The organism is Tropicibacter sp. Alg240-R139 (genome assembly GCF_900537075.1).
In the GTDB taxonomy this organism is placed as follows: Bacteria; Pseudomonadota; Alphaproteobacteria; order Rhodobacterales; family Rhodobacteraceae; genus Falsiruegeria.
The window spans coordinates 157,504-180,852 of sequence record NZ_UNRA01000006.1 but is presented as its reverse complement, the minus strand read 5'-3'; the positions used below and the strand labels follow the sequence as shown (position 1 = coordinate 180,852).

The window sequence follows — 23,349 nt, the reverse complement described above, 5'->3', positions numbered from 1 at the left end:
AAACATCCTTTGGACTTTTTGATTGCATGAAAATTTCCCACCTTCTGGCTGCTCTCATTCTGCTGCCCGACGCGGCCCACGCCCAATGCGGCGGATCGTTCAACAGCTTCGTATCCGGCCTCAAATCCCAGGCTGTCGCCAATGGCCATGACGCCGCAGCGACTGACCAATTCTTCCAGGGCGTGTCCCAGGATCAAAAAGTCCTGCGCGCCGACCGGGCTCAGGGCGTTTTCCAGAAACCCTTCATCGAGTTCTCGCGCCGCCTGATCTCGCAAAGTCGCATCGACCGAGGCCGCGCGATGGCCAAGAAATACGACGCCGTCTTTGACCGGATCGAAGCGCAATATGGCATTTCGCGCGGTGTTCTTCTGGCGTTCTGGGCGTTTGAAACCGACTACGGATCGTTTCAGGGCGATTTCAACACCCGCAACGCCCTGGTGACGCTGGCCCATGATTGCCGCCGCCCCGATCTGTTTCGACCACAGATTTTTGCTGCGCTCGAACTGTACGCGCAGGGTGGTTTCGACCCGGCCCGCACCACAGGGGCCTGGGCCGGTGAAATCGGCATGGTGCAGATGCTGCCCCGCGACATCTTGGAAAACGGCGTGGATGCAGACGGCGACGGCACCGTGTCGCTCAAAACTTCGGCCCCTGACGCGCTGACCTCGGGCGGCAAGATGCTATCGCACCTGGGCTGGACAGCAGGACAGCCCTGGCTGCAAGAAGTTACTTTACCCGCCAATATGGACTGGTCGCTGAGCGGCCCTGGCAAAGCGCGCCCGGTGTCAGAGTGGCAGGCCATGGGCGTTCAGGCGCGCGCTGGTTCGCCGGCAAACCTGCCCGCCTCGCTAATCCTGCCGCAGGGGCACAAAGGACCGGCTTTCCTCGCCTATCCGAACTTCGACGTCTACTTCGAATGGAACCAAAGCTTTGTCTATGTCCTGACCGCAGCCTATTTCGCCACCCGGCTTGAGGGCGCGCAAATCTATGATGCAGGCACCCCGGATCAGGGGCTGAACGGTGCCCAGATGAAACAACTACAACGCAAGTTGCAAGCCCGCGGCCATGACGTAGGCAAGATCGACGGCATCCTGGGTGCAGGCACCCGCGCCGCCGTGCAGGCCGAACAGGCCCGCCTGGGACTGCCCGCCGACGCCTGGCCAACTCCGAAGCTGCTGGGACGTCTCTAGCGTTACTATGGCCCGTCGAGGGAGCGCTCCCGCCCGTCGGTGGCGTTCCTGGCGGAACACCGCCTCCCGTTGGGCCGGGCCTCGCTTCGCTCGGCGGTTGGTGCATTAGTGCAACCGGAGATGCGAGTTCGACGGCTCACGAAACGCTGGCCTCACGCGAGCCCGCGCCGGGCTTTGCCCGGCGCCCGGCCCAAAGCCGCTAGCGATGCCGACGAAGTCGGGATCGCTCGGGTGCGGGAGCCCCCCGGGCCTGCTGTATCAATCATTCGGCTCAGGTCGCACAGGATACCGCTCGCCTTTTTCGTTGATCAGTACCAGCCGCCCACTGCTGTGCACAAACAGATCGCACCGTCGAAAGCCATTTCGGAAATCCGTACAAATACTGCCATCTGCGGCCACAGCAAAGGTGCCAAATGCTGTCCCTCCGCCATTGTCAGCAGCATAGGTGTACGAATAAGCGCCCCCCGCGGAATACAGGGATTGACCGTCATCATAGAACGTCAGCACTCGCCCCTCTAACGCCCCCAGTTCGGCTTGCGTCAACGGAACATCCCCATCACGCAAGGCCCACTCCGCTGCAGTCACAGGTCCAGCCACCAACAGAAAGATCAAGAGATATCGCATAGGCCGATCTTGCCGTGCCCTTTGCCACAATGGGAATCACGTTGCGGTGAAGCGATCAGGGGCGGATGCCAAACTCGAAAATCAATGGCAGACGCCCTTTGTTCTGGCGGCGCACCAATTTCACCTCATCCTTGTCGATCTGGACGTCGCACTCTCCCGGCTGGCTGCGCAGGTTAACGCAGATATGGCCTTTCCAATGGAGTTTGACGTTCTCCCCCACCGACACGCCATCCCCAAAACGATCCGCAAGCTCGCCTCCGTCCAGGCCGCCTTCATCCCGTTCATATTGCATCTGTTGCAAACCGGACACTGTGCTGCCTTCGGTTGCAAAATCAGTTCCGAAACGTGACGCCCCAATGCGCCACAATGCCAATTCATCCGCAAGGGCCGGGCTCGCCAAGACAATGATAACAAAGGCATAAACAACACGCATATTGGCAGCGTAACAGAGAAGATGTGGTTTTTCTACCAATGCGTGATCAGGCCACCAGAGATTCCGCTTTCTTCAGATCAACTGACACCAACTGGCTTACGCCCTGCTCCTGCATGGTCACCCCAAACAGACGATCCATCCGTGCCATTGTCACCGCATGGTGGGTGATAATCAGGAACCGGGTGTCGGTCTGACGGCACATCTCGTCCAGCAGATCACAAAAGCGCGTGACGTTGGCGTCGTCCAATGGTGCGTCAACCTCGTCCAGCACACAAATCGGCGCCGGATTGGCCAAAAACACCGCAAAAATCAGCGCCATCGCGGTCAGCGTCTGCTCGCCGCCGGACAGCAGAGACAGCGTCGACAGCTTCTTGCCCGGCGGCTGACACATAATCTCCAGCCCCGCATCCAGCGGGTCTTCGCTTTCGACCATCACCAGATTGGCCTCGCCGCCGCCAAAAAGGTGCTTGAACAGCATGGCAAAGTTCGAATTCACCTGCTCGAACGCGGTCAACAGACGTTCGCGCCCCTCGCGGTTCAGGCTGGAAATGCCGTTGCGCAGGGTCTTGATCGCCTCTTCCAGATCGGCCTTTTCAGCCGCCAGCGTGTCGTGCTCTTCCTGTACCTCGCGCGCGTCTTCCTCGGCGCGCAGGTTCACCGCGCCCATGGCATCGCGCTGTCTCTTGTGACGGTTGACTTCTGCTTCCAATGTCTCGGCATTGGGCATCCTGTCGGGATCCACATCCAACTCGTTGAGGAGTTGGTTCGGGGTCAGTTGCTGATCCTCGGCAATCCGTTCCGCCGCCGCCACGACGGTCTCTCGAGCAGCCTCGGCCCGCGCCTCTGCCGCAGCCCTCGCCTCGCGTGCCTCGGATGCCAGCCGCTCAGACTCGCGCTCGGCCAGCATCGCCTCGCGATGGGTCGTCTCGCCAACGGCCAGAGCATCCGCAGCGGCCTTGCGGCGTTCTTCGGCAGCCTCGGACTGTTCCGCCAGTTCTTCGCGCGCCTCGGCAATTTCGCCGGGCACAGACATCGCCTCGGCCAGATCTTCCTCGGACGCTGCCTTACGCTCGACAAGCTCGGCGATCCTCTTTTCGGCCGTCTCCAGCCGATGCCGCCAGCCGCTTATGTCCTTGGTCACCTCTTGCGAGCGCTTGGTGCGCGCATCGCCCTCACGCCGCAGCTCGTCATGGGCTGAGCGATGAGTCAGCATGGTGATGCGCGCCGCTTCGACCGTTTGCTTGATGTCCTCGACCTGCTGGCGTGCTGTATCCAGATCGCCCAGTTCAGTTCGTGATTTCTCGGCTTCACGCATCTGCACCCGCGCAGCCATTGCATCCTCTTTGTGCCGGTCCACCGCCAGCCCCAAGGTCTCCAACCGTCCCTGCGCCAGATTGCGGTCTGCCTCGGACTTGGACAGCGCCCGCGCCGCTTCGGCCACACGCTGATCGGCGGCCCGGCGGGCCTCTCGCGCGCGACGGTCGGCTTCGGTCACATCAGCCAGCTGTTGCGACAGCGCCTCATGCGCAGCTCTGGCCCCATCAGCACGGGCGCTCACCCGCTCCAGCTCCTGCTTCAAAGCCTCCAGCCGGTTGAGCTGCTCCAGCCGCATCGCCGCGGCACTTGGTGCATCTTCGGCCCAAGCCCGGTAGCCGTCCCACCGCCACAGATCGCCTTCGCGCGAAACCAGCCGCTGACCGGATTTCAGAGCGGCCTGCAACCGCCCACCAGTCTCCGCGCTGACAATTCCGATCTGCGCGATCCGGCGGCTCAGACGATCCGGCCCGGACACATGCAGCGCCAACGGTTCCGCCCCTGCAGGCAACGCCTGATCCGCGTCATACCCCGGCACTTTCACCCAGCCAGACGGGCCTTCATCCTCGGCCAACGGTGCACGCAGATCATCTGACAGCGCGGCCCCCAGGGCTTTCTCATACCCCGGTGCTACGCGCAGCAAGTCCATCACCTGCCCGCCCTCGGCCGTGTCCCGCGCAACCAGCTTGGCCAGCGCCGTAGTCTCAGCCCGGATCGCACCCACTTCGCCCTCGGCCTCGGACCGTTGCGCGCGCGCCTCGCTCTCGCGGGCCTGCGTGTCATTGCGCAATTCATCCGCTGCTTCCAAAGCCTCCTCAGCAGCCTCGGCCGCTTCGCTCGCCTCTTCCTCGGCGTCCAGAGCTTCTCCGTAAGCATCGACCGACCGCTCCAAGGCCATTTCGGCCTCGTTCATCGCATCGCGAGCGCGGGCCTCTTCCCCCTCGGACCGGTCCAGCGTCTTGCGACTGTCATCGACCAGACGCTGCGCCGACTGATGCCGCGCCGCCAGACGGGCCACGTCTTCGGTCATCTGTGACAGGTGATCCTCGCGCTCTTGCAAAACGCTCGCGGCCTCGCGCGCAATCTCTGCGGCTTCGGCCAGCTTGTCGGTCTGCCCGTCGCTGGCCTTGGCCAGCTCGCGGGCTTCCCATTCCAGCCGTTCGATCGTGTCTCCCGCATCACGGTTCAACCCGGTCTCACGTTCAATGTCCTGGCCCAGCTGGTTGATCCGTGCCGTCAGCGTTTCAATCGTTTGACGCGCACGGGCCTCCTGATCACTCAACGCGTCGCGCTCGACTTGCATTCGTTGCAGGACCGCCGCCGCAATCGCCTCTTCTTCGCGCAACGGCGGCAAGGCCTCTTCCGATGTGGATCGCGCCTTGGCCGCAGCCCGTGCCATTGCTTCGGCTTGGGCCGCCTCGGTCGTGCGCCCACGCAGCACCTCTTCGGCGCTCAACCGCGCCTCGTCGGCTTCTTTCCAACGACGATAGAGCAACATCCCCTCGGCTTGCCGCAGCAACGTGCCAATCTCGCGGTACCGCGCCGCCTGCCGGGCTTGGCGCGCCAATTGCGATAACTGTGCCGCCAATTGCTCCAAAACGTCGTCGACGCGGGTCAGGTTGGTTTCGGCCCCCTTCAGCTTCAACTCGGCCTCATGCCGCCGCTGATAGAGCCCCGAGATCCCCGCCGCCTCTTCCAGAATACGCCGACGCGCCTTGGGCTTGGCGTTGATCAGCTCCGAAATCTGCCCCTGCCGTACCAATGCAGGGGAATGCGCGCCCGTCGACGCATCAGCAAACAGCATCTGCACATCGCGCGCGCGCACGTCTTTACCGTTGGTTTTATAGGCGCTGCCCGCATCGCGGGTGATCCGGCGAATGATCTCCAACTGGTCGCTGTCGTTGAACCCCGACGGCGCCAACCGTTCGGAATTGTCCATGATCAAGGAAACTTCGGCAAAATTGCGCGCGGGCCGGGTTGCAGCCCCGGCAAAGATCACATCCTCCATCCCGCCGCCACGCATCGCCTTGGGGCGGTTTTCACCCATCACCCACCGCAATGCTTCCAGCAGGTTGGACTTGCCGCAGCCGTTCGGTCCCACGACTCCGGTCAACCCGTCCGCGATGATCAGATCGGTCGGATCGACAAAGCTTTTAAAGCCGGTCAGTCGGAGTTTGGAAAAGCGCAAATGGCGGGCCCTTGGTGATTCCTTGTCCAAACCAGCCTGCGCAGCCATTTCCGACCTGTCAACGCCGACGCCACCCTATCTAGACCACGCCAGCAGGTTATCCACAAGATATTGCTACTGCGGATCACACGTCATATCTGTCCGCCCATCTCCTGACTCAGTGATCCAGGTAATTTGCTCACATTCCAAAGTTAGATACTTCAACTTTGGATCACCGCCATAAGGCTCGCAAGTGATGTTGGTCCAAATCTCGGACCCGTTTGAGAATGTGGTCGAGCTCCACTCGTGACAATCATACTGCGGCTTGCCTTTGTTGGCGGCCTTCTTTTGCGAATTTCCGGCCACGATCTTGTCGGCCTCGGCAATAAACGCCCGCGCCTGTTCCATGTTGCAGCCCTTGACACCCCAAGTCACGAACCGACTGACGCGATACACCTTGGCAATGGGACAGCCCGACAGCTTCCCCATCATCTGTTCCAATGCCACATAGTAGGCGTCCGTGTTGTGCAGATCCGACACCCGGCGACGCGCCTTGACCACATCGTCGTTGATCTGAACCTCAACGGCATATCCGCCAACGCTGAGCTTTTGCACTGGCTGTTCGGCCGTGAACCCCGCCTCGGGCGGGGCACAGCCGACAAGCAGCCAAAGGGCCACAAAACCAAAGAACCGGATCATGCCGCTACAGTCGGCAGGAATGGTTAACAAATCCTTAGTCAGAGAGAGCCCGACGGAGAACGGCCCCCAACCTAGATACGCCCTCGGCAATTGCAGTTTCGTCCGAGTTGGAAAAGCTCAACCGGATCGTGTTGGCCCCCGACCCATCGGCAAAGAAAGCCCCACCCGGAACAAACGCCACTCGCTGGTCACGGATCGCGCGATCCAACAAATCCGCACCATCCATGCCCTTGGGCAAGGTGATCCAGATAAACATGCCCCCCTCGGGCCGAGTCCATTCCACCCCTTCGGGCATGTGATCCGCCAAGGCTGCCAACATAGCATCCCGCCGCGCGCTATAAGCCGCGCACAGTGTCGCCACATGGGTATCAAAATGCCTCTCAGCCACGCCATGAATAGCCATCTGGTTGATTGTTGGCGAATGCAGATCTGCGGCCTGCTTCATCAGCACGAGCTTGGAAATCACCGGCTTTGCAGCAACGATCCAGCCGACGCGCAAACCCGGTGAAAGGGTCTTGGAAAATGACCCGCAATATATCGTCCGGCAAGCCTCCAGATCACCGGTGCGCGCCAGCTCTATCGCAAGGATCGGCGCGATTGCTTCGCCATCGTAGCGCAGCGCCTGATACGCACCGTCCTCGATGATCGCGCAATCCAGCGCTTCGGCCATGTCCAGAAGACGTTCGCGCCCTGTCGCATCCACGGTCTCACCCGTAGGATTCGAAAAATCCGCCGACAGATAAGCAAACTTGACCCGCCCGCCTTCGGCTTCGGCCCGCTCGCCATATTCGGACACGCTATGATTTGCGCCCAGATCCAACCGATCAAACCGCGGTTCATAGGCAGTGAACGCCGCCAGAGCACCCAGGTAGGTCGGCCAGTTGACCAGCGCCGTATCCCCCGGCGACAGCATCAGCTTGCCCAGATAATCCAACGCCTGTTGCGAGCCAGAAGTGATCAGGATGTTGTCGACGTCACACGGCACGCTGATGCCAGCCATATGCGCGGCCAGCCACTCGCGCAGCGGCAGATACCCCTCGCTCACCGAATATTGTAGCGCCTTCGCCTGATGTTGTAGGTCCAGCGCCTTTGCAAAGGCCGCCTGAAACGCCTTGGCCGGAAACAACGCCGGATCAGGAATTCCGCCCGCAAACGAGATGATGTCGGGCTGGTCTAGCAGTTTCAGCAACTCGCGGATTTCCGAGGCTTTGAGCCGATCGGCACGTGTTGCAAACATCTCCTCAAGCTCCATGTGTCTCTCTCCTCTAAAGCTGCGGATCAGACTAGGCAGACTCGGCATTAAGTCAAACATGCTGACCTTTGTTACAACAGATGTGATCGGTCAACTTCTCTGACCTTTCCTCCCTTGCAGCCACGCCCCCACCGTGGTCATATGTTTTGACCAATTTTCACAAAGGCCCCGGTCATGCCCTTTCAAAAAGTCCAGCCCGAGAAACTGTCGACCTCGGTGGTGCGCCAGATCGAATTGCTGATCCTGCGCGGTATCCTGCGCCCGGGCGAACGCCTGCCGTCGGAACGCGAATTGGCTGATCGTCTTGGCGTCTCGCGCCCCTCGCTGCGCGACGCCATTGCCGAGTTGCAGGAACAGGGCTTGCTGAGCGCCAAGGCGGGATCAGGCGTCTTTGTGGCCGAGGTTCTGGGCAATGCCTTCTCCCCGGCCCTCACGCGGCTCTTTGGGGCACATGACGAGGCGATGTTCGACTATCTCTCGTTCCGCCGGGACATCGAAAGCCTGGCGGCAGAACGTGCGGCACGACTGGGGTCGGACAGTGACCTCAAGGTCATTCAGGCAATCTTTGACAAGATGGTCGTGGCCAACGAGAACCCCGGATCCGAAGAAGAGGCGCGGCTGGATGCCCAGTTTCACATGGCAATCCTCGAAGCGAGCCACAACGTCGTCATGTTGCATATGATGAGGTCTATGTTTGACCTGCTGCGTGCAGGCGTGTTCTACAACCGTCGCATCATGTTCCACCAGCAACACACCCGCGCCTCGATCCTGGACCAGCACCACGCAATCAACGACGCCCTGCAGGCCCGCGATCCGATCGGAGCGCGCGAAGCGGTGGAGGCACATTTGAATTTCGTCAAGCAATGCCTGTCGGATCAACAGATTGCCGAGAGAAATGAAGCAATCGCCCGACAACGGCTGGAACACAAAACCGAGCAAGGCTAACGGTTCCCCCGTTGCGATCAAGGGAACGGGGCACTCCCGCACCCGAGCGATCCTGACTTCGTCAGCATCGCGAACGGCTTTGGGCGTAGCGCCGGGCAAAGCCCGGCGTGGTGCCGCTTGGGGCACCCGTTTCGCCACAAACGCCACCTGCCGAGCGAAGCGAGGCCCGGCCCAACGGGAGGAGGTGTTTCGTCAGAAACATCACCGACGGGCGGGAGCACCCCCGGATCACCGGCCCTTCGTCAGCCACAAAAAAACCCGACGCCAGGGCCGGGTTCTTTCAAGTCAATCTGGTGCCACGCTTAGTGCAGCTTGGTGTCCACTTCGGCGATGGCGGCGTCGATCAGCTTGTTGCCTTGCGCCGCAGTCATCTGCTTGGCGATCACCTCATTGGCCGCCGATATGGCGATGGTGATGGCCTGATCGCGGACCTCTTTGACGGCCGAAGCCTCAGCCGATGCAATCTGGTCTTGCGCAGCGGCCAGACGGCGCGCAATCGATACTTCCAGATCGGCCTTAGCCTGCTCTGCCGCCAAAACGGCGTCATCTTTTGCTGCTGCCACGATGGCGGCGGCCTGGTCCTGCACCTCTTTCTGCTTGCGCTCGAACGAGGCCAGCAGGGTTTGGGCTTCATCACGCAGTGCACGGGCTTCATCAAGCTCGGACTGGATGCCCTGAGCGCGATTGTCCAATGCACCGCCGATCATGCCGGGCACCTTGAAGTAGAACAGCACCCCGATGAACACCAGGAAGCCAAGCGTCACCACAAAGTCGGTGTTGCCCAGCGAAACGAACGGACCGCTTGCAGCAAGCGCGGGGCTTGCGACACCAGCTGTCAGGACAAGGGCGAGAGTATTACGCATGGCTCTTATCCTTTCATCCGGGCGTCGACCGCACCAGCGATACCAGCCTCATCTGCTTGACCGCCCAGGGCGGCCACAACTTCACCTGCGGTGTCTTTGGCAACAGCCTGAATGCTGTCCAGGGCACCGGCTCGGATCTCGGCGATTGCCGCTTCCGATTCAGCTGCCTTGGCGGCAATCTCGGCATCCGCCTTGGCGATTGCGACATCCAGGTCAGCCTGGATTTCGGCACGCGCCTCGGCTGCGATGGCCTGTGCTTGTGCACGGGCATCGGCCAGAGCCTTGTTATAGGTCTCTTCCGCTTCAACCGCTTTGGCCTTCAGGTCCTCAGCAGCAGCGATGTCATTTGTAATGGTGCCCTGACGTTCAGCCAGGATCGCACCGATGCGCGGCAGAGCCACACGCGACAGGATCAGAAAGATCGCTACCAACGTAATGACGAGCCAGAAGATCTGGTTGCCCATCCACTCTCCGCAGAGCTGGGGCATGCCAACCGCGCTGCCGTACGAGTCGACGCAGGCGCTGACGATGTCTTTGGTCTCAGTTGCCATGTCGGTCTCCTTGGAAACTTAGCTTACATTGGGCAGCACAACGGCGTTGAACTGCCCAACCGTAAGGATGTCGGTTCCCGAAGGTCTTAGACGGCGAACATCAGCAGCAGAGCGACCAGGAATGCAAAGATGCCCAGAGCTTCTGCGAACGCGATACCGATGAACAGTGTCGCGGTTTGCGATGCGGCGGCCGAAGGGTTGCGCAGAGCGCCGGCCAGGAAGTTGCCGGCCACGTTGCCAACACCGATTGCGGCTGCGCCCGAGCCGATTGCTGCCAGGCCTGCGCCGATGTGTGCGAGATCGCCTTCCATGAGAATTCTCCTTACGATTGGAAGTTTCGATTTTGAGGGTTCAGAACCTTAGTGCGACGGATGCAGCGCATCCTTCAGATACACACAGGTCAGAATTGTGAACACGTAGGCCTGGATAAAGGCCACGAGGATTTCCAGACCGTACATGGCCGTGATGGCCAGAACGGAAACCGGCGAGATGACGGTGATAGCGGCAAAGCCTGCAAACACCTTGATCACCGCGTGACCCGCCATAACGTTACCAGCAAGACGGATCGAATGGCTGACAGGACGTACAAAGTACGAAATCAGTTCGATGATCGCCAGAATGGGGCGCAGCGCCAGCGGCGCGCTCGATACCCAGAACAAGCCCAGGAAACCGGCGCCGTTGAGGACGAAACCAAGGATGGTCACGGTCAGGAACACGGCCAGCGCCAGAACAGCGGTGACAGCAAAATGCGAGGTCGTGGTGAAAGACATCGGCAGCAGGCCAAGGAAGTTGGCGCTGACGATGAACATGAACAACGTCATGATGTAGGGAAAGAACTTGATGCCGTCCTTGCCACAGATATCTTCGACCATCTTGTAGATGAAGCCATACGTCAGTTCCGCGATGGACTGGCCGCGGCCGGGGACGATGGCGCGTTTAGACGTCGGCAGAACCAGCAGGGCAATCACGGCCACGATGGCCAGAGCCAGCCACAGGGTCATATTGGTGATGGTGAACATGCCAACTGCACCGTCGCCGAACAACGGCTTGACGATGAACTGATCCATCGGGTGGAAAACCAGGCTGCTACCTTCTGCGGCGGTTGTATCGCTTGCCACGATCTAGTCCCTCTCGTCTTGTTCGGCGCCGGTGTTGTTCTCGGCGGCCAATGCCTTGTCCTGAACTTCTTTCGCGCTGCGCATCATCGTCTTGATGCCGGCGGCAAAGCCCAACAGTGTAAACAGCACCAGGAATATCGGGATGGTCCCGAACAGGTAATCCAACCCGTACCCAATGCCAAAGCCGATCCCGATGCCGGCCGTCATTTCGATGACCATCCGCCAGGCAAGCTCGCCATGGGAAAAGCCGCGATCTACGCGTGGAGCAGGCTCGTTCGCCTTTTTCACCGTCGCGATCCGCGCCTCCAGCTGCGACAGGCGCTGCTTTTGGTCATCTTCGGTCACGGGTGAACCCCTCACGTTGTCTTGGGCTAGGTGCTAAGGCTGTGGGGGCTCAGAGTCAACGACAGTTATGTCGCAGAAAGTACCAACCTAAATCATTGCTTTAAAACAGTAAAATTTTAGATGTCGCATTCAATCAAACCGATCTCCGACGACGAAACCCCCTGAAATCACCTAATTTCCATATTCAACCAAAAGGTTGATTAACGCGAATTCGTCACCCCTTGAACCAAGATCATGGGCCGCTGAGTCAAGCCAAAAGCCAAGCTAACACCGCGAGCACCAAGAATTTGCAATCCGCATTGCCATGTGGCTGCGCGTTCTTGCTCACTCAATCGCTGCTCCGCGGAATGGCTGCTTCGAGCCCGAAACGGACATTAGTGATTGCCAAAGAACAGTTTCATTCTTTGGTCTGGCAGGCGTGTGGACACCTGAAAGTATTTATCGACCCCCCTGCCCCATCACCGAATTGCGGTTTGCTTTGTGCATCTGGTAATCCTGATAGGCTTGGGTCCCTGGTTCCGGAACACATGCAGCAAGGCTCAAGATGACCCCCATCAGGAACAGACATTGAAAATGCGCCAACATGTGCTCACCCTGTGTATACTTCCCTTTATCAAAGGATAGGACGGCACACGAAAGAGTCACTGAAAAAAGGAGCCAGTTATTTGTAAACACGGCAAGTCGTCGAACAAGAGGCAAGGCCAATCGCTGACAGCTCAGTGCAGAAAGGGGCCGCCGACACATCGGGCGAATTCCGTTGTAAAACACCTCCTTGAACGAAGCTGGCATTGCCAATTCAATTCCCATATTGATTGGGCTATTTGGCGATGATGATGGGATCGAAGCAGGGGCCACAGGCGGTGCCATTCTAAGAGCTCTCGTTAGAGCACGCGTCCCGCACGACCATCTACTGCGCTCGATAGATCAGCTCGTCGATTTGAGCGGCACCCGCCAGTATCTCGCAAGTTATGACGGCCACACTGGCCGCCTTTCGATTGGTCCTGAACTGCTGATCCAATTGCCAATGGCCGACTATCGTTTCAGTATCCGGTCAGAACATCTCAGCCCGTCGGGTCCCAAAGGGGAAAGATCGGCACTTTAGTTGGAACAGGACCAACCGCGTAGATCCGAGGTTTCATCGAGCAGCCATTCACGAAAAGCGCGCGCGGCCTTGTGCCGCCGGGCCCGCGTGCTTTGCACAAGCCGCATGGCGCCATCGCGAAAGCCCGCGTCAAAACACCGGACCAGACGCCCGGCCCCTACCTCTCCGGCCACGCAGTCCCCTGCGCCCAGATAAACGCCCAAGCCTTGCACCGCTGCCTCAAACGCCAGCTCGGTTTCCAGGTATTTGCGCGGGTCAGACACCTCTCCCGGTGCCAATCCGGTCAATTGACCCCACCGATCCCAGATGCCTGCACCGCGATCCTTGAAACGACGATATTCCAGCACCTCGCGCGGGTCGCTCCACCCTTCGGGCCGCAGGTCCGGCGCGGCATAGACGTGCAGCGGCGTGTCACTGATCAGGTCGGATGGCGCGTCCAGCTCACCTCGAAAGGCGAACCTCAGAGCGATGTCGGCTTCGTACCGGTCCACATCAGCCAGGGCATTGGTCGCCTCGATATGCACCTCGACATTAGGAAAGACCGCGTAGAAGCGTTTCAGTCGCGGCATCAACACCTTGAGCGCAAAAAGCGGCTCACTGCTGACAGTGATCCGCCCTTCGGGCGTTTCGCCCAAATCCTCGGTCGCGTCCGAAATCAAATCCAGCGCAACAGTGACCCGCGACAGGTAATTGCGCCCCTCGACCGTCAGTTCCAATCCACGCGGCAGATCCCGAAACAAGGCCACGCCCAGACGGTGTTCCAACCCGCGCACATGGCGGCTGATGGCAGAATGGCTGACATTCATCTCTTCAGCAGCGCGGCTGAAGTTTTCGTGTCGTCCCGCGGCCTCAAAGGCGCGCAAGGCGTTCAAAGGGGGCAAAGGGCGAGCCATACAGTATATGTGCCTTTTTGGCACAATAAGTGTCAAGCAATTGAAGTTGTGAAGATGGGGAGGAACCTACATATCTCTTGAAATAAAGGAAAGTAGGTGTGACATGACCGCAATTGACCTGACCCAACCCGCGAAACCCATCGCAACCTTTTTGCACAGAATGCGTGCGTGGTTCGTGCCAAAGGCACCAATACCGACCGGCACCATGCCCCAAACCGACAGGTTTGCGCGGGACGCTGGGCTTGGCCCGACAGATCGTGCCCTGCTGCAATTGCAATACCCATCGCAGACGACACGCCACCCGATGCTCTGAACCCTTTCCGGGCGACGCAACTCGGGCTATGACCGTGACATGACCGACCAACTCGATGCCGTTTTTGCTGCCCTTGCCGATCCGACCCGCCGCGCGATCCTGTCGATGCTGCTGGAGGATGACATGGCCGTAACGGATGTGGCCGATCCCTTCGAGATGTCGCTGGCCGCAATTTCAAAGCACCTGACCATCTTGACCCGGGCCGGCTTGATTGCGCAGGAAAAGCGGGGCCGGGTGAAATGGTGCAAGCTGGAACCCGACGCGATGCGCGCCGCCAGTGTCTGGATGCAGGGGTTTGGTCAATTCGAACCGGTCAACTTGGACGCCTTTGAACGCTTCCTTGAAGAAGAACTCGCTGGCCAAAAACCAACTGAGACCTAAAGCACCTGCGCCCGCGCTGAGTGCTTCAAACAATCCAAGGTCACGGGCGCAACCGCGCCGGGCAAAGCCCGGAGCCCGGCCCAACGGAAGGAGGTGCCCCGAAAGGGGCATCGCCGACGGGCGGGAGCGCTTCTCCCAATCGCCGCGCACGTCCAGAGCATAAGACTCGAAACGCTCCCGCCCCCGTTTCATGCCCTATCGGGCCCTCACAGCGTTGGGCCGGGCGCCTCGCTGACGCGAGGCGCGGCACCGCAGAACGTGAGCCCATCCTAATCGGCAAACGGATCGCAACGACCCGCGTGCCAGCCGCGCAAAACTTCCGCCTCATCCACGCCCACCGCTTGGGATGCCGTCATCCCCCGCTTGGTCAGCCAATGCCGCACCAGAGCGTAGCCAGTCGAATAACCACATTGATAGGGAAACTCGGCATCCCCCCCTGCCCGGCCAAACATCCAGTCGGTCGGCTGCCCCGGCAGGTCCCACCGGCCAGCCCCCACATGCTCTCGCGCTTTAACCGCAAACCGCTGCAGCGCCTCTCCCTGGCATTCCACGGCATAAAACGGCGTTGGCTGGCCCATTTCCTCCTCGTAGCAACAGGCCAGCCCTTCGGCCACCAGGCTGCCGCCGTAAGTTTCGGAATGGCTGGTTCCGCGCGCCTTGGCTCGCGCACAATGGTGCAGCTCATGCGCCAGAGCCGCCCGAACGGCTCCGGCGAAATTGGCCCGCAGATGCGCGTGCTTTACGTCCAGTGTCACCGTTACCTGATGCGCGCTATAGGCAAGGCCGCCGATCCCTAACCGCGGGATCACCTCCCATGGCACATTCATCACCACCACATCGATATCAGCCAGATCGAGCTTGAGACTGCAGTCCTGTGAAGTTTGCTCCAACACCGACATAAGATCGTCGCGCATTTGCCCGGCCAGAACGCCGCTGGCTTGCAGGATGTGAAATCGAACCGACATGAAAACCTCTTACAAAAATCACCACAGCGGCGAATACCGCCAGTGCACACGCACACAATATTCAAATCCTCGACCACAAGGTCAGATGTCAAAGAATCCGCCGCAACCGTGGCCCGACCTCCTCGAACCCCTCTCGCTGGTAAAACCCTAACGTCCGCGCCCAGTCCGGCTGAGGCGGCGCGCCAACCTCCAGCCGTTTCCAGCCCCGCTCCTGCCCTAAGGTGCGCGCCGCCTGCACCAGCAGGCTTGCCACCCCAGTCGAGCGCCAATCCGGGTCAACGTAAAGCTCGGAAATCTCGCCAAATAAGCCACCTGCGTAGATCGCCGCGCATTCATTTAGCACCAGCACGCCTACAGCTTCGTCTCCGGCGACGGCCAAGAAAGCCGTCACTGCGGGCAACCCCAGCACCGCTTCAGCACTCAGCGCGACAGAGATCGGATCGACCGACGCCCCATCCAATTCGGACAGAAGCTTGGCAACCAATCGCGCAACCACCGGTGTTTCATCCGGCCTCGCCTCCCGTACCACAGGCACCTCACGCATCGTCCAACCCCTTCGAAACCGTCGCCGCCGATTTGGGCTTGCTAACATCCAGCAACATCCAAAGCGCAACAACCGTCAATGCCACGCCCCCCAACACCAACCCGGTGGGCGCACCGTGGCCCAGCGCTATCTCCCAGACGATGACCCAACTGGGCGTCAGATAGGTGTAGGCCATGACCTTGGCCGCGGGCAGATGCAGCGTTGCAAACTGCAGCAACACAAACGTGGCCGCACTGGCAAAGATCGCCACATAAATGATCGTGACCCAAACCATCGGCCGCAAACTGGCCCAGTCCGTGGTGCGGATATCGGGCCAACCGTAAATCCACAACAGGCCGCCGCCCGCGACCAACATGCCAAAGGTAAAGACCACCGCAGGCTCGCCCCGGTTCAGCTTGCGCACCATCGGGGTATAGATCGCATGCGCAGCACAGCCCCAGAAATAGATGATTTCGCCCTGCCCGATTTCGAACGCGCGCAAAGCCATCAGATCAGCGCGAAAGATCACCCAAAGCGCTCCGGCCCCGCCCACGGCCAACGCCAGCGCCATCCAACGAGTCGTGACCTGCCTGAGCAGCACCCACCCTGCGACCGCGGCCATCACCGGCGTCAGCGTGAACACCGCTGCCGCACTCACCGGCGGCGCCGTCTTGAGCCCCTCGAACATCAGTACAAAATAGGTGGCAAAAAGCCCACCCAACACCAGATACCGCCAAGGCGCCTGCGCCGCCGTGCGCGGCAACCCGGTCGTCGCCAGGGCCGCCACCCCGATCACCACCGCCGCAACGACAAAGCGCACCGCATTCAGGGCCGTCGGTGCGATGTCATTTGCGACCAGCCCGCCCAAAGAAAAGCTACCTGCGACCAAGGCAGAGAAACACAACATCGCCAGATGCCCGCGTGCAACCGGTGTCAGATGGCCCACGACTTCGACCGCTCCTTGAGGAACTTCAGGAACGCTTGCACCTTGGTGGTGCGATGCAGATCCACATGTGTCACCAGCCACAGCTTGCCTGACCAATCCGGCATCGGCGCGCTCACCTGCACCAGGTCCGGTTGCTGCGACGCAACCCAGCGGGACATGAACCCGATACCTGCTCCGGCACGAATCGCCGCATGCATCGAAAAGATATCGGTACACCGAAAGACGATCTGCTCGTCGGACACATGATTGCGCAGCCAGCGATTGAATGGGGCTCGGCTGTTTTCATCATCCGTGCCAACAAAGATGTGGCCTTCGAAGTCGTCCACACCAGACGGCAACCCATGGTGTTCAATATAGCTGTTACTGGCATAAAGCCCGACCGTGTCGGACACGAACGGCTGCACCACATTGTCGGGTTGGTCCGGTGCCGCGCCGGCGCGAATAGCCACATGTGCCTCACCGTACTCCAGACGGAACACCCGGTCGCCCGTCAAATAGCGCACCACCAACTCGGGGTGCATCTGCTGAAATTCAGCCAGTTCAGGCACCAGCAACGGACCAAGCGCTGACAGCGAGGTCACCACCAACTCGCCCGAGACGTCATCGCCCTGCCCCTTGAGCCGCCCAACCAACTGATTGAACTGATCCTCGGTCGCCTGCGCCACGCGCAGCAGGTCCGATCCCGCCTCGGTCGGCGTATAGCCACGCGCATGGCGCTGAAACAGCTTGATCCCCAGCCGCGCCTCGATCGAGTCGATGTGACGGATCACAGTCGCATGGTGCACGCCCAGCACCTCGGCCGCGCCGCTGACAGTGCCCATCCGGGCCACCTGAAACGCCGTGCGCACTTCATCCCAATTGTCCATGACACCTCCCTTGACACTGACCTATGTGCAAAAACAAACAAAACTTGTTTAATCATGCCAATTGCGTTCGTTTTTGCAATGTCTATTTCCAATGGAACAGTTCCCGCAACCGCCTTCAAGGACAAACGCTCATGACATCTACCGTACTCCACATCGACACATCGGCCCGCCGTCACGGCTCCGCCACACGCGAGCTGACCGACCAGATCGTCAAACAGAACGCCCCCGCCCGCATCATCCGCCGTGACCTGGCCACACCCCTGCCCCTGATCACCGAAGAATGGGTCAACGCCAACTTCACCCCTGCCGACGCCCGCAGCGCCGAACAACTGGAGCTGCTGTCCCTGTCCGATCAACTGGTCGCAGAGATCAAGGACGCAGACACCATCGTCATCGGCCTGCCCATGTACAACTTCGGCGCCCCGGCCAGCTTTAAAGTCTGGGTCGACCTGATCGCTCGCGCCGGTCTGACATTCGAATACTCGACCGAAGGTCCCAAGGGCCTGCTCACCGGCAAACGCGTCATCGTTGCCGCGGCCACGGGCGGCGTGCCGCTGGGCTCGCCGACTGATCACCTCTCGGGATTCCTCCGCCAGATCATGGGCTTCATCGGCCTGACGGACGTAGAATTCGTCGCCGCCGAAGGCATGGCCACCGACCCCGAAACCGCGCTACAAGCAGCCCGTGATGCGGTCGCCAATCTGGCAGCCTGATCCAGGCAACACGTGCAAAAGCGCTGGCATGACGAGCACATCGCAAGTCCAGACGCCGATTCAGCAGCCTCAAACATCAAAGCGCCCCCGCCAAACTTGCGTGGGCGATACTGCCTAAAGAATTCAGCTTGCGACACAAGCAGACTTTGTTTCAAAGTCTGTAAGTAAATCCTGAAACAGGATTTACCTACAATTCTTGTATCAAGAATTGTAGGGGACCGCAGCGATGGGATCGATCATATCCAGTTCACCGCGCACCCGATCCGCTCGAAGAACGCCATCGTATCAGCCCGCGTCATCACCACCGTGCGATCGTTGACCAGCGGATGCATGTTGATCACATCGGCCTCTCGCGCTGCAACGTCCATGAAGAACTGAACACCGTTTTCGACTCCGTTGATCATCGACAGGGGGCTCACTGCGCCTGGACGGATGCCAAGGTTCTGCATCAAACGTTCGGCAGATCCAAACGACAGGTTTCCCACACCCAGCTCCGCGCCCAGTGCCTTCAAATCAATCCCGCGGCTTTGTTCCAGCGTCACCAGATAGTTCCGCTTCTTGCGGTCGCGAAGGTACAGGTTCTTGACCCGCAGCACCGCCTCTCCGGGCACCATGAACTGATTTTCCACTGCCATCGCATCCTCGACCGTGCGCAGCGGCACGTGGTTGTGCAACCGGTAACCGAGCCCCCAACCATCCATCTGTCTGAGCAGCGCATCCGAACTGAACGGAAGAGTGTCCTGATAAGCGGATGAAGCGTCCATAGCGGGAAATCCAAATTCATCGAATGGGTTTGCACCGGACTATCACGAGGCCCACCAGATGCAACGGCGCGTTTCGACATTCACCCCGTGTAGGTGCAATACTCCTGTACATAACGTATGTAACCCGTGGTAAACATCTCGGCCTTCGCACGCACATCCGGTCCCTGCTGCATGATAAAGACTTCGGTTTTGCGTTCGATGTAATGCGTTGTCCCGTCTCCGCGGCTGGAAGCGGTATACGCGCCCTTGGGCTTTCGCTGGAACGGTTTTTCATGAGAGAAATCAGTTCCCTCTTTCGCCTTGAAAAACACCAGCGCTGCAGGAGGCTCCATTTCAGCATAGACATAGTAGTCGATCTCTGGCGTGGCCGGGTTTTCGTTCAGACCCACCGACAGCATGGGAAATTCAAACGACGTCCACAACACCCAGCCCTCGCCCTCGACCTGTTTCCAGCGATAGGTGGTCAGCTGGCAGTCACTAACTTCAACCGCGTGCCGCTCGTCTTCGAATTCATTCTGACCGCCCGCCTCAATCTGCGCGATCAACGCGGCCCGGTCGGACGCCGCGGCAACGGACCCCATCAATGCCATCACTAGAAACAAACTTAAGACCCGCATATTCTCTCTACCCTTGCTCGCCCCCCAAGACCTAGGTAATTCAACCCCTGGCTGCAAGCGCATCCCCACTGCCTCCTCTCGCTCAAAGCATGAGCGAGGCCAGCGCCCCCAAAACCCAGCGCCACTTGACTCCGCGCCCCATTCGGCATAGTTCCCGCGCAACATCCGGAAGCTTTACCCCTTCCGGTCCCTTGAGTCGTTCAGGGATCGCCCCCCACCAGCGTGTTACGCCCGTGGGGGTAAACTTGTATGGCTCGCCCTGATCCGCATTGCGCCACCTTGGCACAATTGGAAACGACCCCGCCGCCCCTTAAGTTAGGGGCACCTGAATGAGCCGGCACAGGAGCCACGACGCGTTATGTTTGAAAATCTATCCGAACGCCTCTCTGGGGTCTTTGACAAGCTGACAAAACAGGGCGCGCTCTCCGAGGAAGACGTCAAAACCGCCCTGCGCGAGGTCCGCGTCGCCCTTCTGGAAGCGGACGTTTCCCTCCCCGTTGCCCGCGACTTCATCAAAAAGGTGCAGGATCAGGCCACCGGTCAGGCTGTCACCAAATCGATCACCCCCGGCCAGCAGGTCGTCAAGATCGTGCATGACACGCTGGTTGACGTGCTGCGCGGCGAAGAAGACCCCGGCACGCTGAAAATCGACAACCCGCCCGCGCCGATCCTGATGGTCGGCCTGCAGGGCGGCGGTAAGACGACGACCACCGGTAAGCTCGCCAAACGCCTGAAGGACCGAGAGGGCAAAAAGGTCCTCATGGCCTCGCTCGACATCTACCGTCCGGCGGCGATGGACCAGCTCAAGGTACTCGGCGCCCAGATCGGCGTCGACACCCTGCCCATCGTGCCCGGCCAGACCCCCGTCGACATCGCCAAACGCGCCAAGCAACAGGCCGCACTTGGAGGCTATGACGTTTACATGCTCGACACCGCCGGTCGTTTGCAGATCGACGAAGTCCTGATGCAAGAGGTCGAAGACGTCCGCGACGTCGTCAGCCCCCGTGAAACCCTGCTGGTGGTCGATGGCCTGACTGGTCAGGTCGCGGTCGAGGTCGCCGAAGAGTTCGACGCCAAGATCGGCATCTCGGGCGTGGTCCTGACGCGGATGGACGGCGATGGTCGCGGCGGTGCGGCGCTGTCGATGCGCGCAGTCACCGGCAAGCCGATCCGCTTTGTCGGTCTTGGCGAAAAGATGGACGCGCTCGAAACGTTCGAACCCGACCGGATCGCGGGCCGCATCCTGGGCATGGGCGACATCGTTGCTCTTGTCGAAAAAGCCCAGGAAACTATCGAGGCCGAGCAGGCCGAAAAGATGATGAAGCGCATGATGAAGGGTCATTTCAATATGAATGACCTGAAAATGCAGCTTGAACAGATGCAGCAGATGGGCGGCATGCAAGGCATGATGGGCATGATGCCCGGCATGGGCAAAATGGCCAAACAGGTCGAAGAGGCCGGTTTTGACGACAAGATCATCAAACGCCAGGTCGCCCTGATCCAGTCCATGACTAAGAAAGAACGTGCCAACCCCGCCCTGCTACAAGCCAGCCGCAAAAAGCGGATCGCGGCGGGTGCAGGGATGGAGGTCTCCGACCTCAACAAACTGCTCAAGATGCACCGGCAGATGTCGGACATGATGAAAAAGATGGGCAAGATGGGCAAAGGCGGCATGCTGAAACAAGCCATGAAGGGCATGCTTGGCAAAGGCGGTCAAAGCCCCGAACAGATGGCCCAGGGCATGGACCCCAAGGCGCTCGAAGCAGCGGCCAAAGCCATGGGTGGCAAGGGCGGAATGCCCGGCGGCCTGCCCGGTCTGGGCGGCGGCATGGGCCTGCCCTCGGGCCTTAGCGGTTTTGGGAAAAAGAAATAACGTGATCCAGATCCCCACCATATCGACCCCGCGCCTGACGCTGCGCCCGATGGAAGCCCGCGATTTCGCGAGCTTCACGGACTTCTTTGCGTCCGAGCGGTCGAAATTTGTGGGCGGCCCGATGACGGCCGAACAAAGCTGGCGCGCACTCGCCACCGAACTGGGCCACTGGCAACTGCGCGGCTTTGGCCGCTGGGCAGTCGAAGAAACCGAAACCGGCGAATTGGCGGGCATCATCGGCCCCTGGTTCCCCCACGGCTGGCCCGAACCCGAATTGGGCTGGGACCTGATGAACGGGTTTGAGGGCAAAGGATACGCGACCGAGGCCGCGTTGGCCGCGCGCGAATACGCCTATGACACCTTGGGCTGGAAAACCGCGATCAGCCTTGTTGCCCCCGAAAACGCAGGCTCCCGCAATGTCGCCAAACGCATGGGCGCGACCTACGAGGGCATCTACGAGCACGAACGCCACGGCGCGCTGGAAATCTGGCGTCACCCATCTCCGCAAGCTCTCGCCGCAGGCGGGATGGAGGCCTACGCATGACCGCGCTCGACCTCAACGTCCCCACCATCGAAACACAGCGCCTGATCCTGCGTGCCCCGCATGCAGACGACCTGCCGCGCATGGCCGCCTTCTTTGAAACGAAACGCAGCCATATGGTCGGCGGTCCCAAGACCGCTGCCGAAAGCTGGGAGTCGCTGGTCAGACGTCTGGGTCACTGGACACTGAACGGTTTTGGCCTTTGGCACCTAACCAACAAGGCAACAGACGCGTTCATCGGCTGGGCGGGCATGATCTATGCCCCCGGCTGGGACGAGCCCGAACTGGGCTGGACCGTGATGGAAGAGGCCGAAGGCAAAGGATACGCATTCGAGGCCGCCCATGCCGCCCGCGATTTTGCCGCCCGCCATCAGGGGCTGAACGGCGTGATGAGCTACATCGCCCACGGCAACGACCGTTCCATAGCGCTCGCCACCCGTCTGGGGGCCAGCTATGAGCGCGAAGGCGCGTTGTTGGGCAAAACATGCCAGGTCTGGCGGCACCCGGTTTTGGAGGTCGGTCAATGAACACGCCCAACCAACATTTTGCTGCGGCGTTTCGGTGCACGGGTAGTGCACGCTTGGTGCACGCCTTGTGCACCCCGTATTTCACCCAATTTGTTGCAACGCAGAGGCCATCATGACTGACCCCGTGACACGCGCAGCCGAGCTGCTGAAAGACCACCGCGACAGCATCGACCGGCTCGACGCGATCCTCGTCTACACGCTTGGCGAGCGGTTCAAGCACACCCAAGCGGTGGGCCATCTGAAAGCGACTCATGACCTTCCCCCGTCCGATCCAGCCCGCGAAGCGACCCAGATCGAACGCCTCGAAGACCTGGCAAAAGAAGCCGAACTGGACCCCGATTTTGCCAAGGCTTTTCTGAATTTTATCATTCAGGAAGTCATCCGACACCATAAGAAACACCAAGAATAACAGGCTCTTGCCTGCTAACGCCATCTAAAGGAGATAAACCCATGGCTATGAAAATTCGTCTCGCCCGCGGCGGCTCGAAAAAGCGTCCCTTCTACCGCATCGTGGCTGCTGACAGCCGCATGCCGCGCGACGGCCGCTTCATCGAAAAGCTGGGCACCTACAACCCACTGCTGCCCAAAGACAGCGAAGAGCGCGTGAAAATGAACATGGAGCGCGTTCAGTACTGGCTCGACCACGGCGCCCAGCCGACCGACCGTATCGCTCGCATGCTGGAAGCAGCTGGCGTCCGCGAAAAAGCGGACCGCAGCAACCCCAAGAAAGGCGCCCCCGGCAAAAAAGCCCAGGAACGCGCCGAAGAGAAAGCCGCCAAGGCTGCTGAAGCCGCTGAAGCGACTGAATAATAGGGATAATCTGC

The 23,349-nt window shown here is 60.2% G+C and carries 27 protein-coding genes; 10 read left to right on the top strand and 17 right to left on the bottom strand.

Annotated features, from left to right (window positions below; all coding sequences use genetic code 11):
• Positions 1-26: 26 nt before the first annotated feature.
• Complete coding sequence (locus tag G6R15_RS20050) at positions 27-1,190, top strand: lytic murein transglycosylase (protein ID WP_164661754.1); 1,164 nt, start codon at positions 27-29, stop codon at positions 1,188-1,190.
• A 258-nt stretch (positions 1,191-1,448) separates the two neighbouring features.
• Here the strand turns inward: G6R15_RS20050 and G6R15_RS20045 are convergent, their stop codons facing one another.
• The 5 genes from G6R15_RS20045 to G6R15_RS20025 all read right to left on the bottom strand — a co-directional run bounded on the left by G6R15_RS20045 (position 1,449) and on the right by G6R15_RS20025 (position 7,679).
• Positions 1,449-1,814 carry a hypothetical protein gene (locus G6R15_RS20045; RefSeq protein ID WP_164661753.1) on the bottom strand — a complete coding sequence of 122 codons (366 nt, stop codon included), beginning with the start codon at positions 1,812-1,814 and terminating at the stop codon, positions 1,449-1,451.
• A gap of 55 nt (positions 1,815-1,869) precedes the next feature.
• Complete coding sequence (locus tag G6R15_RS20040; RefSeq protein ID WP_164661752.1) at positions 1,870-2,247, bottom strand: hypothetical protein; 378 nt, start codon at positions 2,245-2,247, stop codon at positions 1,870-1,872.
• Positions 2,248-2,293: 46 nt separating this feature from the next.
• Positions 2,294-5,749: a chromosome segregation SMC family protein gene (locus G6R15_RS20035; RefSeq protein WP_164661818.1), complete on the bottom strand. Its 3,456-nt coding sequence runs from the start codon at positions 5,747-5,749 to the stop codon at positions 2,294-2,296.
• A gap of 114 nt (positions 5,750-5,863) precedes the next feature.
• Complete coding sequence (locus G6R15_RS20030) at positions 5,864-6,427, bottom strand: hypothetical protein (RefSeq protein ID WP_164661751.1); 564 nt, start codon at positions 6,425-6,427, stop codon at positions 5,864-5,866.
• A gap of 34 nt (positions 6,428-6,461) precedes the next feature.
• Positions 6,462-7,679 (bottom strand): PLP-dependent aminotransferase family protein, encoded by a 1,218-nt coding sequence (locus G6R15_RS20025; protein ID WP_164661750.1) that lies wholly within the window; start codon positions 7,677-7,679, stop codon positions 6,462-6,464.
• Positions 7,680-7,853: 174 nt separating this feature from the next.
• On the opposite strand from G6R15_RS20025, the gene G6R15_RS20020 reads away from it, so the two are divergent.
• Complete coding sequence (locus G6R15_RS20020; protein WP_164661749.1) at positions 7,854-8,624, top strand: FadR/GntR family transcriptional regulator; 771 nt, start codon at positions 7,854-7,856, stop codon at positions 8,622-8,624.
• A gap of 302 nt (positions 8,625-8,926) precedes the next feature.
• On the opposite strand, the gene G6R15_RS20015 is transcribed toward G6R15_RS20020, so the two are convergent.
• From G6R15_RS20015 to G6R15_RS19985, 6 genes are all read right to left on the bottom strand, one after another.
• A complete protein-coding gene (locus G6R15_RS20015) occupies positions 8,927-9,487 on the bottom strand; it encodes a F0F1 ATP synthase subunit B (protein ID WP_164661748.1) in 561 nt (186 codons plus the stop codon).
• Between the two features lie 5 nt (positions 9,488-9,492).
• Positions 9,493-10,038 carry a F0F1 ATP synthase subunit B' gene (locus G6R15_RS20010; RefSeq protein WP_164661747.1) on the bottom strand — a complete coding sequence of 182 codons (546 nt, stop codon included), beginning with the start codon at positions 10,036-10,038 and terminating at the stop codon, positions 9,493-9,495.
• Positions 10,039-10,124: 86 nt separating this feature from the next.
• On the bottom strand, positions 10,125-10,349 hold the full coding sequence (locus tag G6R15_RS20005) for a F0F1 ATP synthase subunit C (protein ID WP_011048925.1): 225 nt from the start codon (positions 10,347-10,349) through the stop codon (positions 10,125-10,127).
• Between the two features lie 48 nt (positions 10,350-10,397).
• Positions 10,398-11,156 (bottom strand): F0F1 ATP synthase subunit A, encoded by a 759-nt coding sequence (locus G6R15_RS20000; RefSeq protein WP_164661746.1) that lies wholly within the window; start codon positions 11,154-11,156, stop codon positions 10,398-10,400.
• 3 nt (positions 11,157-11,159) lie between these two features.
• A complete protein-coding gene (locus G6R15_RS19995) occupies positions 11,160-11,501 on the bottom strand; it encodes an AtpZ/AtpI family protein (protein ID WP_164661745.1) in 342 nt (113 codons plus the stop codon).
• A gap of 1,098 nt (positions 11,502-12,599) precedes the next feature.
• Complete coding sequence (locus tag G6R15_RS19985) at positions 12,600-13,496, bottom strand: LysR substrate-binding domain-containing protein (RefSeq protein WP_164661743.1); 897 nt, start codon at positions 13,494-13,496, stop codon at positions 12,600-12,602.
• 103 nt (positions 13,497-13,599) lie between these two features.
• Here G6R15_RS19985 and G6R15_RS19980 point away from each other — a divergent pair, with 103 nt between their 5' ends.
• Positions 13,600-13,809: a hypothetical protein gene (locus tag G6R15_RS19980; RefSeq protein WP_164661742.1), complete on the top strand. Its 210-nt coding sequence runs from the start codon at positions 13,600-13,602 to the stop codon at positions 13,807-13,809.
• Between the two features lie 39 nt (positions 13,810-13,848).
• Entirely contained in the window at positions 13,849-14,190 is a 342-nt protein-coding gene (locus tag G6R15_RS19975; protein ID WP_164661741.1) for a helix-turn-helix transcriptional regulator, read from the top strand.
• A gap of 269 nt (positions 14,191-14,459) precedes the next feature.
• Here G6R15_RS19975 and G6R15_RS19970 read toward each other — a convergent pair whose 3' ends face one another.
• The 4 genes from G6R15_RS19970 to G6R15_RS19955 form a co-directional block, all read right to left on the bottom strand.
• On the bottom strand, positions 14,460-15,155 hold the full coding sequence (locus G6R15_RS19970) for a DUF2268 domain-containing putative Zn-dependent protease (RefSeq protein WP_164661740.1): 696 nt from the start codon (positions 15,153-15,155) through the stop codon (positions 14,460-14,462).
• Between the two features lie 88 nt (positions 15,156-15,243).
• Entirely contained in the window at positions 15,244-15,699 is a 456-nt protein-coding gene (locus G6R15_RS19965; RefSeq protein WP_164661739.1) for a GNAT family N-acetyltransferase, read from the bottom strand.
• Positions 15,692-16,615, bottom strand: coding sequence for a DMT family transporter (locus tag G6R15_RS19960; protein ID WP_205520598.1), 924 nt, complete (start codon positions 16,613-16,615; stop codon positions 15,692-15,694). Before G6R15_RS19960 ends, G6R15_RS19965 begins: the two co-directional genes overlap by 8 nt.
• A complete protein-coding gene (locus tag G6R15_RS19955; RefSeq protein WP_164661738.1) occupies positions 16,612-17,490 on the bottom strand; it encodes a LysR family transcriptional regulator in 879 nt (292 codons plus the stop codon). Before G6R15_RS19955 ends, G6R15_RS19960 begins: the two co-directional genes overlap by 4 nt.
• 131 nt (positions 17,491-17,621) lie before the next feature.
• On the opposite strand from G6R15_RS19955, the gene G6R15_RS19950 reads away from it, so the two are divergent.
• Entirely contained in the window at positions 17,622-18,203 is a 582-nt protein-coding gene (locus G6R15_RS19950) for an FMN-dependent NADH-azoreductase (protein WP_164661737.1), read from the top strand.
• Between the two features lie 236 nt (positions 18,204-18,439).
• Here G6R15_RS19950 and G6R15_RS19945 read toward each other — a convergent pair whose 3' ends face one another.
• Together G6R15_RS19945 and G6R15_RS19940 are read right to left on the bottom strand one after the other, a co-directional pair.
• Positions 18,440-18,967, bottom strand: coding sequence for a prolyl-tRNA synthetase associated domain-containing protein (locus G6R15_RS19945; protein WP_164661736.1), 528 nt, complete (start codon positions 18,965-18,967; stop codon positions 18,440-18,442).
• 80 nt (positions 18,968-19,047) lie between these two features.
• Positions 19,048-19,557, bottom strand: coding sequence for a hypothetical protein (locus tag G6R15_RS19940; protein WP_205520593.1), 510 nt, complete (start codon positions 19,555-19,557; stop codon positions 19,048-19,050).
• A 385-nt stretch (positions 19,558-19,942) separates the two neighbouring features.
• On the opposite strand from G6R15_RS19940, the gene ffh reads away from it, so the two are divergent.
• The 5 genes from ffh to rpsP all read left to right on the top strand — a co-directional run bounded on the left by ffh (position 19,943) and on the right by rpsP (position 23,335).
• Positions 19,943-21,457, top strand: coding sequence for a signal recognition particle protein (gene ffh / locus G6R15_RS19935; RefSeq protein WP_164661734.1), 1,515 nt, complete (start codon positions 19,943-19,945; stop codon positions 21,455-21,457).
• A 1-nt stretch (position 21,458) separates the two neighbouring features.
• A complete protein-coding gene (locus G6R15_RS19930; RefSeq protein WP_164661733.1) occupies positions 21,459-22,001 on the top strand; it encodes a GNAT family N-acetyltransferase in 543 nt (180 codons plus the stop codon).
• On the top strand, positions 21,998-22,525 hold the full coding sequence (locus G6R15_RS19925; RefSeq protein WP_164661732.1) for a GNAT family N-acetyltransferase: 528 nt from the start codon (positions 21,998-22,000) through the stop codon (positions 22,523-22,525). Before G6R15_RS19930 ends, G6R15_RS19925 begins: the two co-directional genes overlap by 4 nt.
• 112 nt (positions 22,526-22,637) lie before the next feature.
• Entirely contained in the window at positions 22,638-22,934 is a 297-nt protein-coding gene (locus G6R15_RS19920; RefSeq protein WP_164661731.1) for a chorismate mutase, read from the top strand.
• A gap of 41 nt (positions 22,935-22,975) precedes the next feature.
• On the top strand, positions 22,976-23,335 hold the full coding sequence (rpsP, locus tag G6R15_RS19915; protein WP_164661730.1) for a 30S ribosomal protein S16: 360 nt from the start codon (positions 22,976-22,978) through the stop codon (positions 23,333-23,335).
• Positions 23,336-23,349: the final 14 nt, after the last annotated feature.

Coding starts and splice junctions, on each gene's coding strand:
- G6R15_RS20045 (WP_164661753.1), bottom strand. CDS start 1,814: ATGCGATATCTCTTGATCTTTCTGTTGGTGGCTGGACCTGTGACTGCA.
- G6R15_RS19975 (WP_164661741.1), top strand. CDS start 13,849: ATGACCGACCAACTCGATGCCGTTTTTGCTGCCCTTGCCGATCCGACC.
- G6R15_RS20015 (WP_164661748.1), bottom strand. CDS start 9,487: ATGCGTAATACTCTCGCCCTTGTCCTGACAGCTGGTGTCGCAAGCCCC.
- G6R15_RS19925 (WP_164661732.1), top strand. CDS start 21,998: ATGACCGCGCTCGACCTCAACGTCCCCACCATCGAAACACAGCGCCTG.
- G6R15_RS20040 (WP_164661752.1), bottom strand. CDS start 2,247: ATGCGTGTTGTTTATGCCTTTGTTATCATTGTCTTGGCGAGCCCGGCC.
- G6R15_RS19950 (WP_164661737.1), top strand. CDS start 17,622: ATGACATCTACCGTACTCCACATCGACACATCGGCCCGCCGTCACGGC.
- G6R15_RS20025 (WP_164661750.1), bottom strand. CDS start 7,679: ATGGAGCTTGAGGAGATGTTTGCAACACGTGCCGATCGGCTCAAAGCC.
- G6R15_RS19970 (WP_164661740.1), bottom strand. CDS start 15,155: ATGTCGGTTCGATTTCACATCCTGCAAGCCAGCGGCGTTCTGGCCGGG.
- ffh (WP_164661734.1), top strand. CDS start 19,943: ATGTTTGAAAATCTATCCGAACGCCTCTCTGGGGTCTTTGACAAGCTG.
- G6R15_RS19955 (WP_164661738.1), bottom strand. CDS start 17,490: ATGGACAATTGGGATGAAGTGCGCACGGCGTTTCAGGTGGCCCGGATG.
- G6R15_RS20050 (WP_164661754.1), top strand. CDS start 27: ATGAAAATTTCCCACCTTCTGGCTGCTCTCATTCTGCTGCCCGACGCG.
- G6R15_RS19985 (WP_164661743.1), bottom strand. CDS start 13,496: ATGGCTCGCCCTTTGCCCCCTTTGAACGCCTTGCGCGCCTTTGAGGCC.
- G6R15_RS20010 (WP_164661747.1), bottom strand. CDS start 10,038: ATGGCAACTGAGACCAAAGACATCGTCAGCGCCTGCGTCGACTCGTAC.
- G6R15_RS20020 (WP_164661749.1), top strand. CDS start 7,854: ATGCCCTTTCAAAAAGTCCAGCCCGAGAAACTGTCGACCTCGGTGGTG.
- G6R15_RS19980 (WP_164661742.1), top strand. CDS start 13,600: ATGACCGCAATTGACCTGACCCAACCCGCGAAACCCATCGCAACCTTT.
- G6R15_RS19920 (WP_164661731.1), top strand. CDS start 22,638: ATGACTGACCCCGTGACACGCGCAGCCGAGCTGCTGAAAGACCACCGC.
- G6R15_RS20005 (WP_011048925.1), bottom strand. CDS start 10,349: ATGGAAGGCGATCTCGCACACATCGGCGCAGGCCTGGCAGCAATCGGC.
- rpsP (WP_164661730.1), top strand. CDS start 22,976: ATGGCTATGAAAATTCGTCTCGCCCGCGGCGGCTCGAAAAAGCGTCCC.
- G6R15_RS19965 (WP_164661739.1), bottom strand. CDS start 15,699: ATGCGTGAGGTGCCTGTGGTACGGGAGGCGAGGCCGGATGAAACACCG.
- G6R15_RS19945 (WP_164661736.1), bottom strand. CDS start 18,967: ATGGACGCTTCATCCGCTTATCAGGACACTCTTCCGTTCAGTTCGGAT.
- G6R15_RS19940 (WP_205520593.1), bottom strand. CDS start 19,557: ATGGCATTGATGGGGTCCGTTGCCGCGGCGTCCGACCGGGCCGCGTTG.
- G6R15_RS20030 (WP_164661751.1), bottom strand. CDS start 6,427: ATGATCCGGTTCTTTGGTTTTGTGGCCCTTTGGCTGCTTGTCGGCTGT.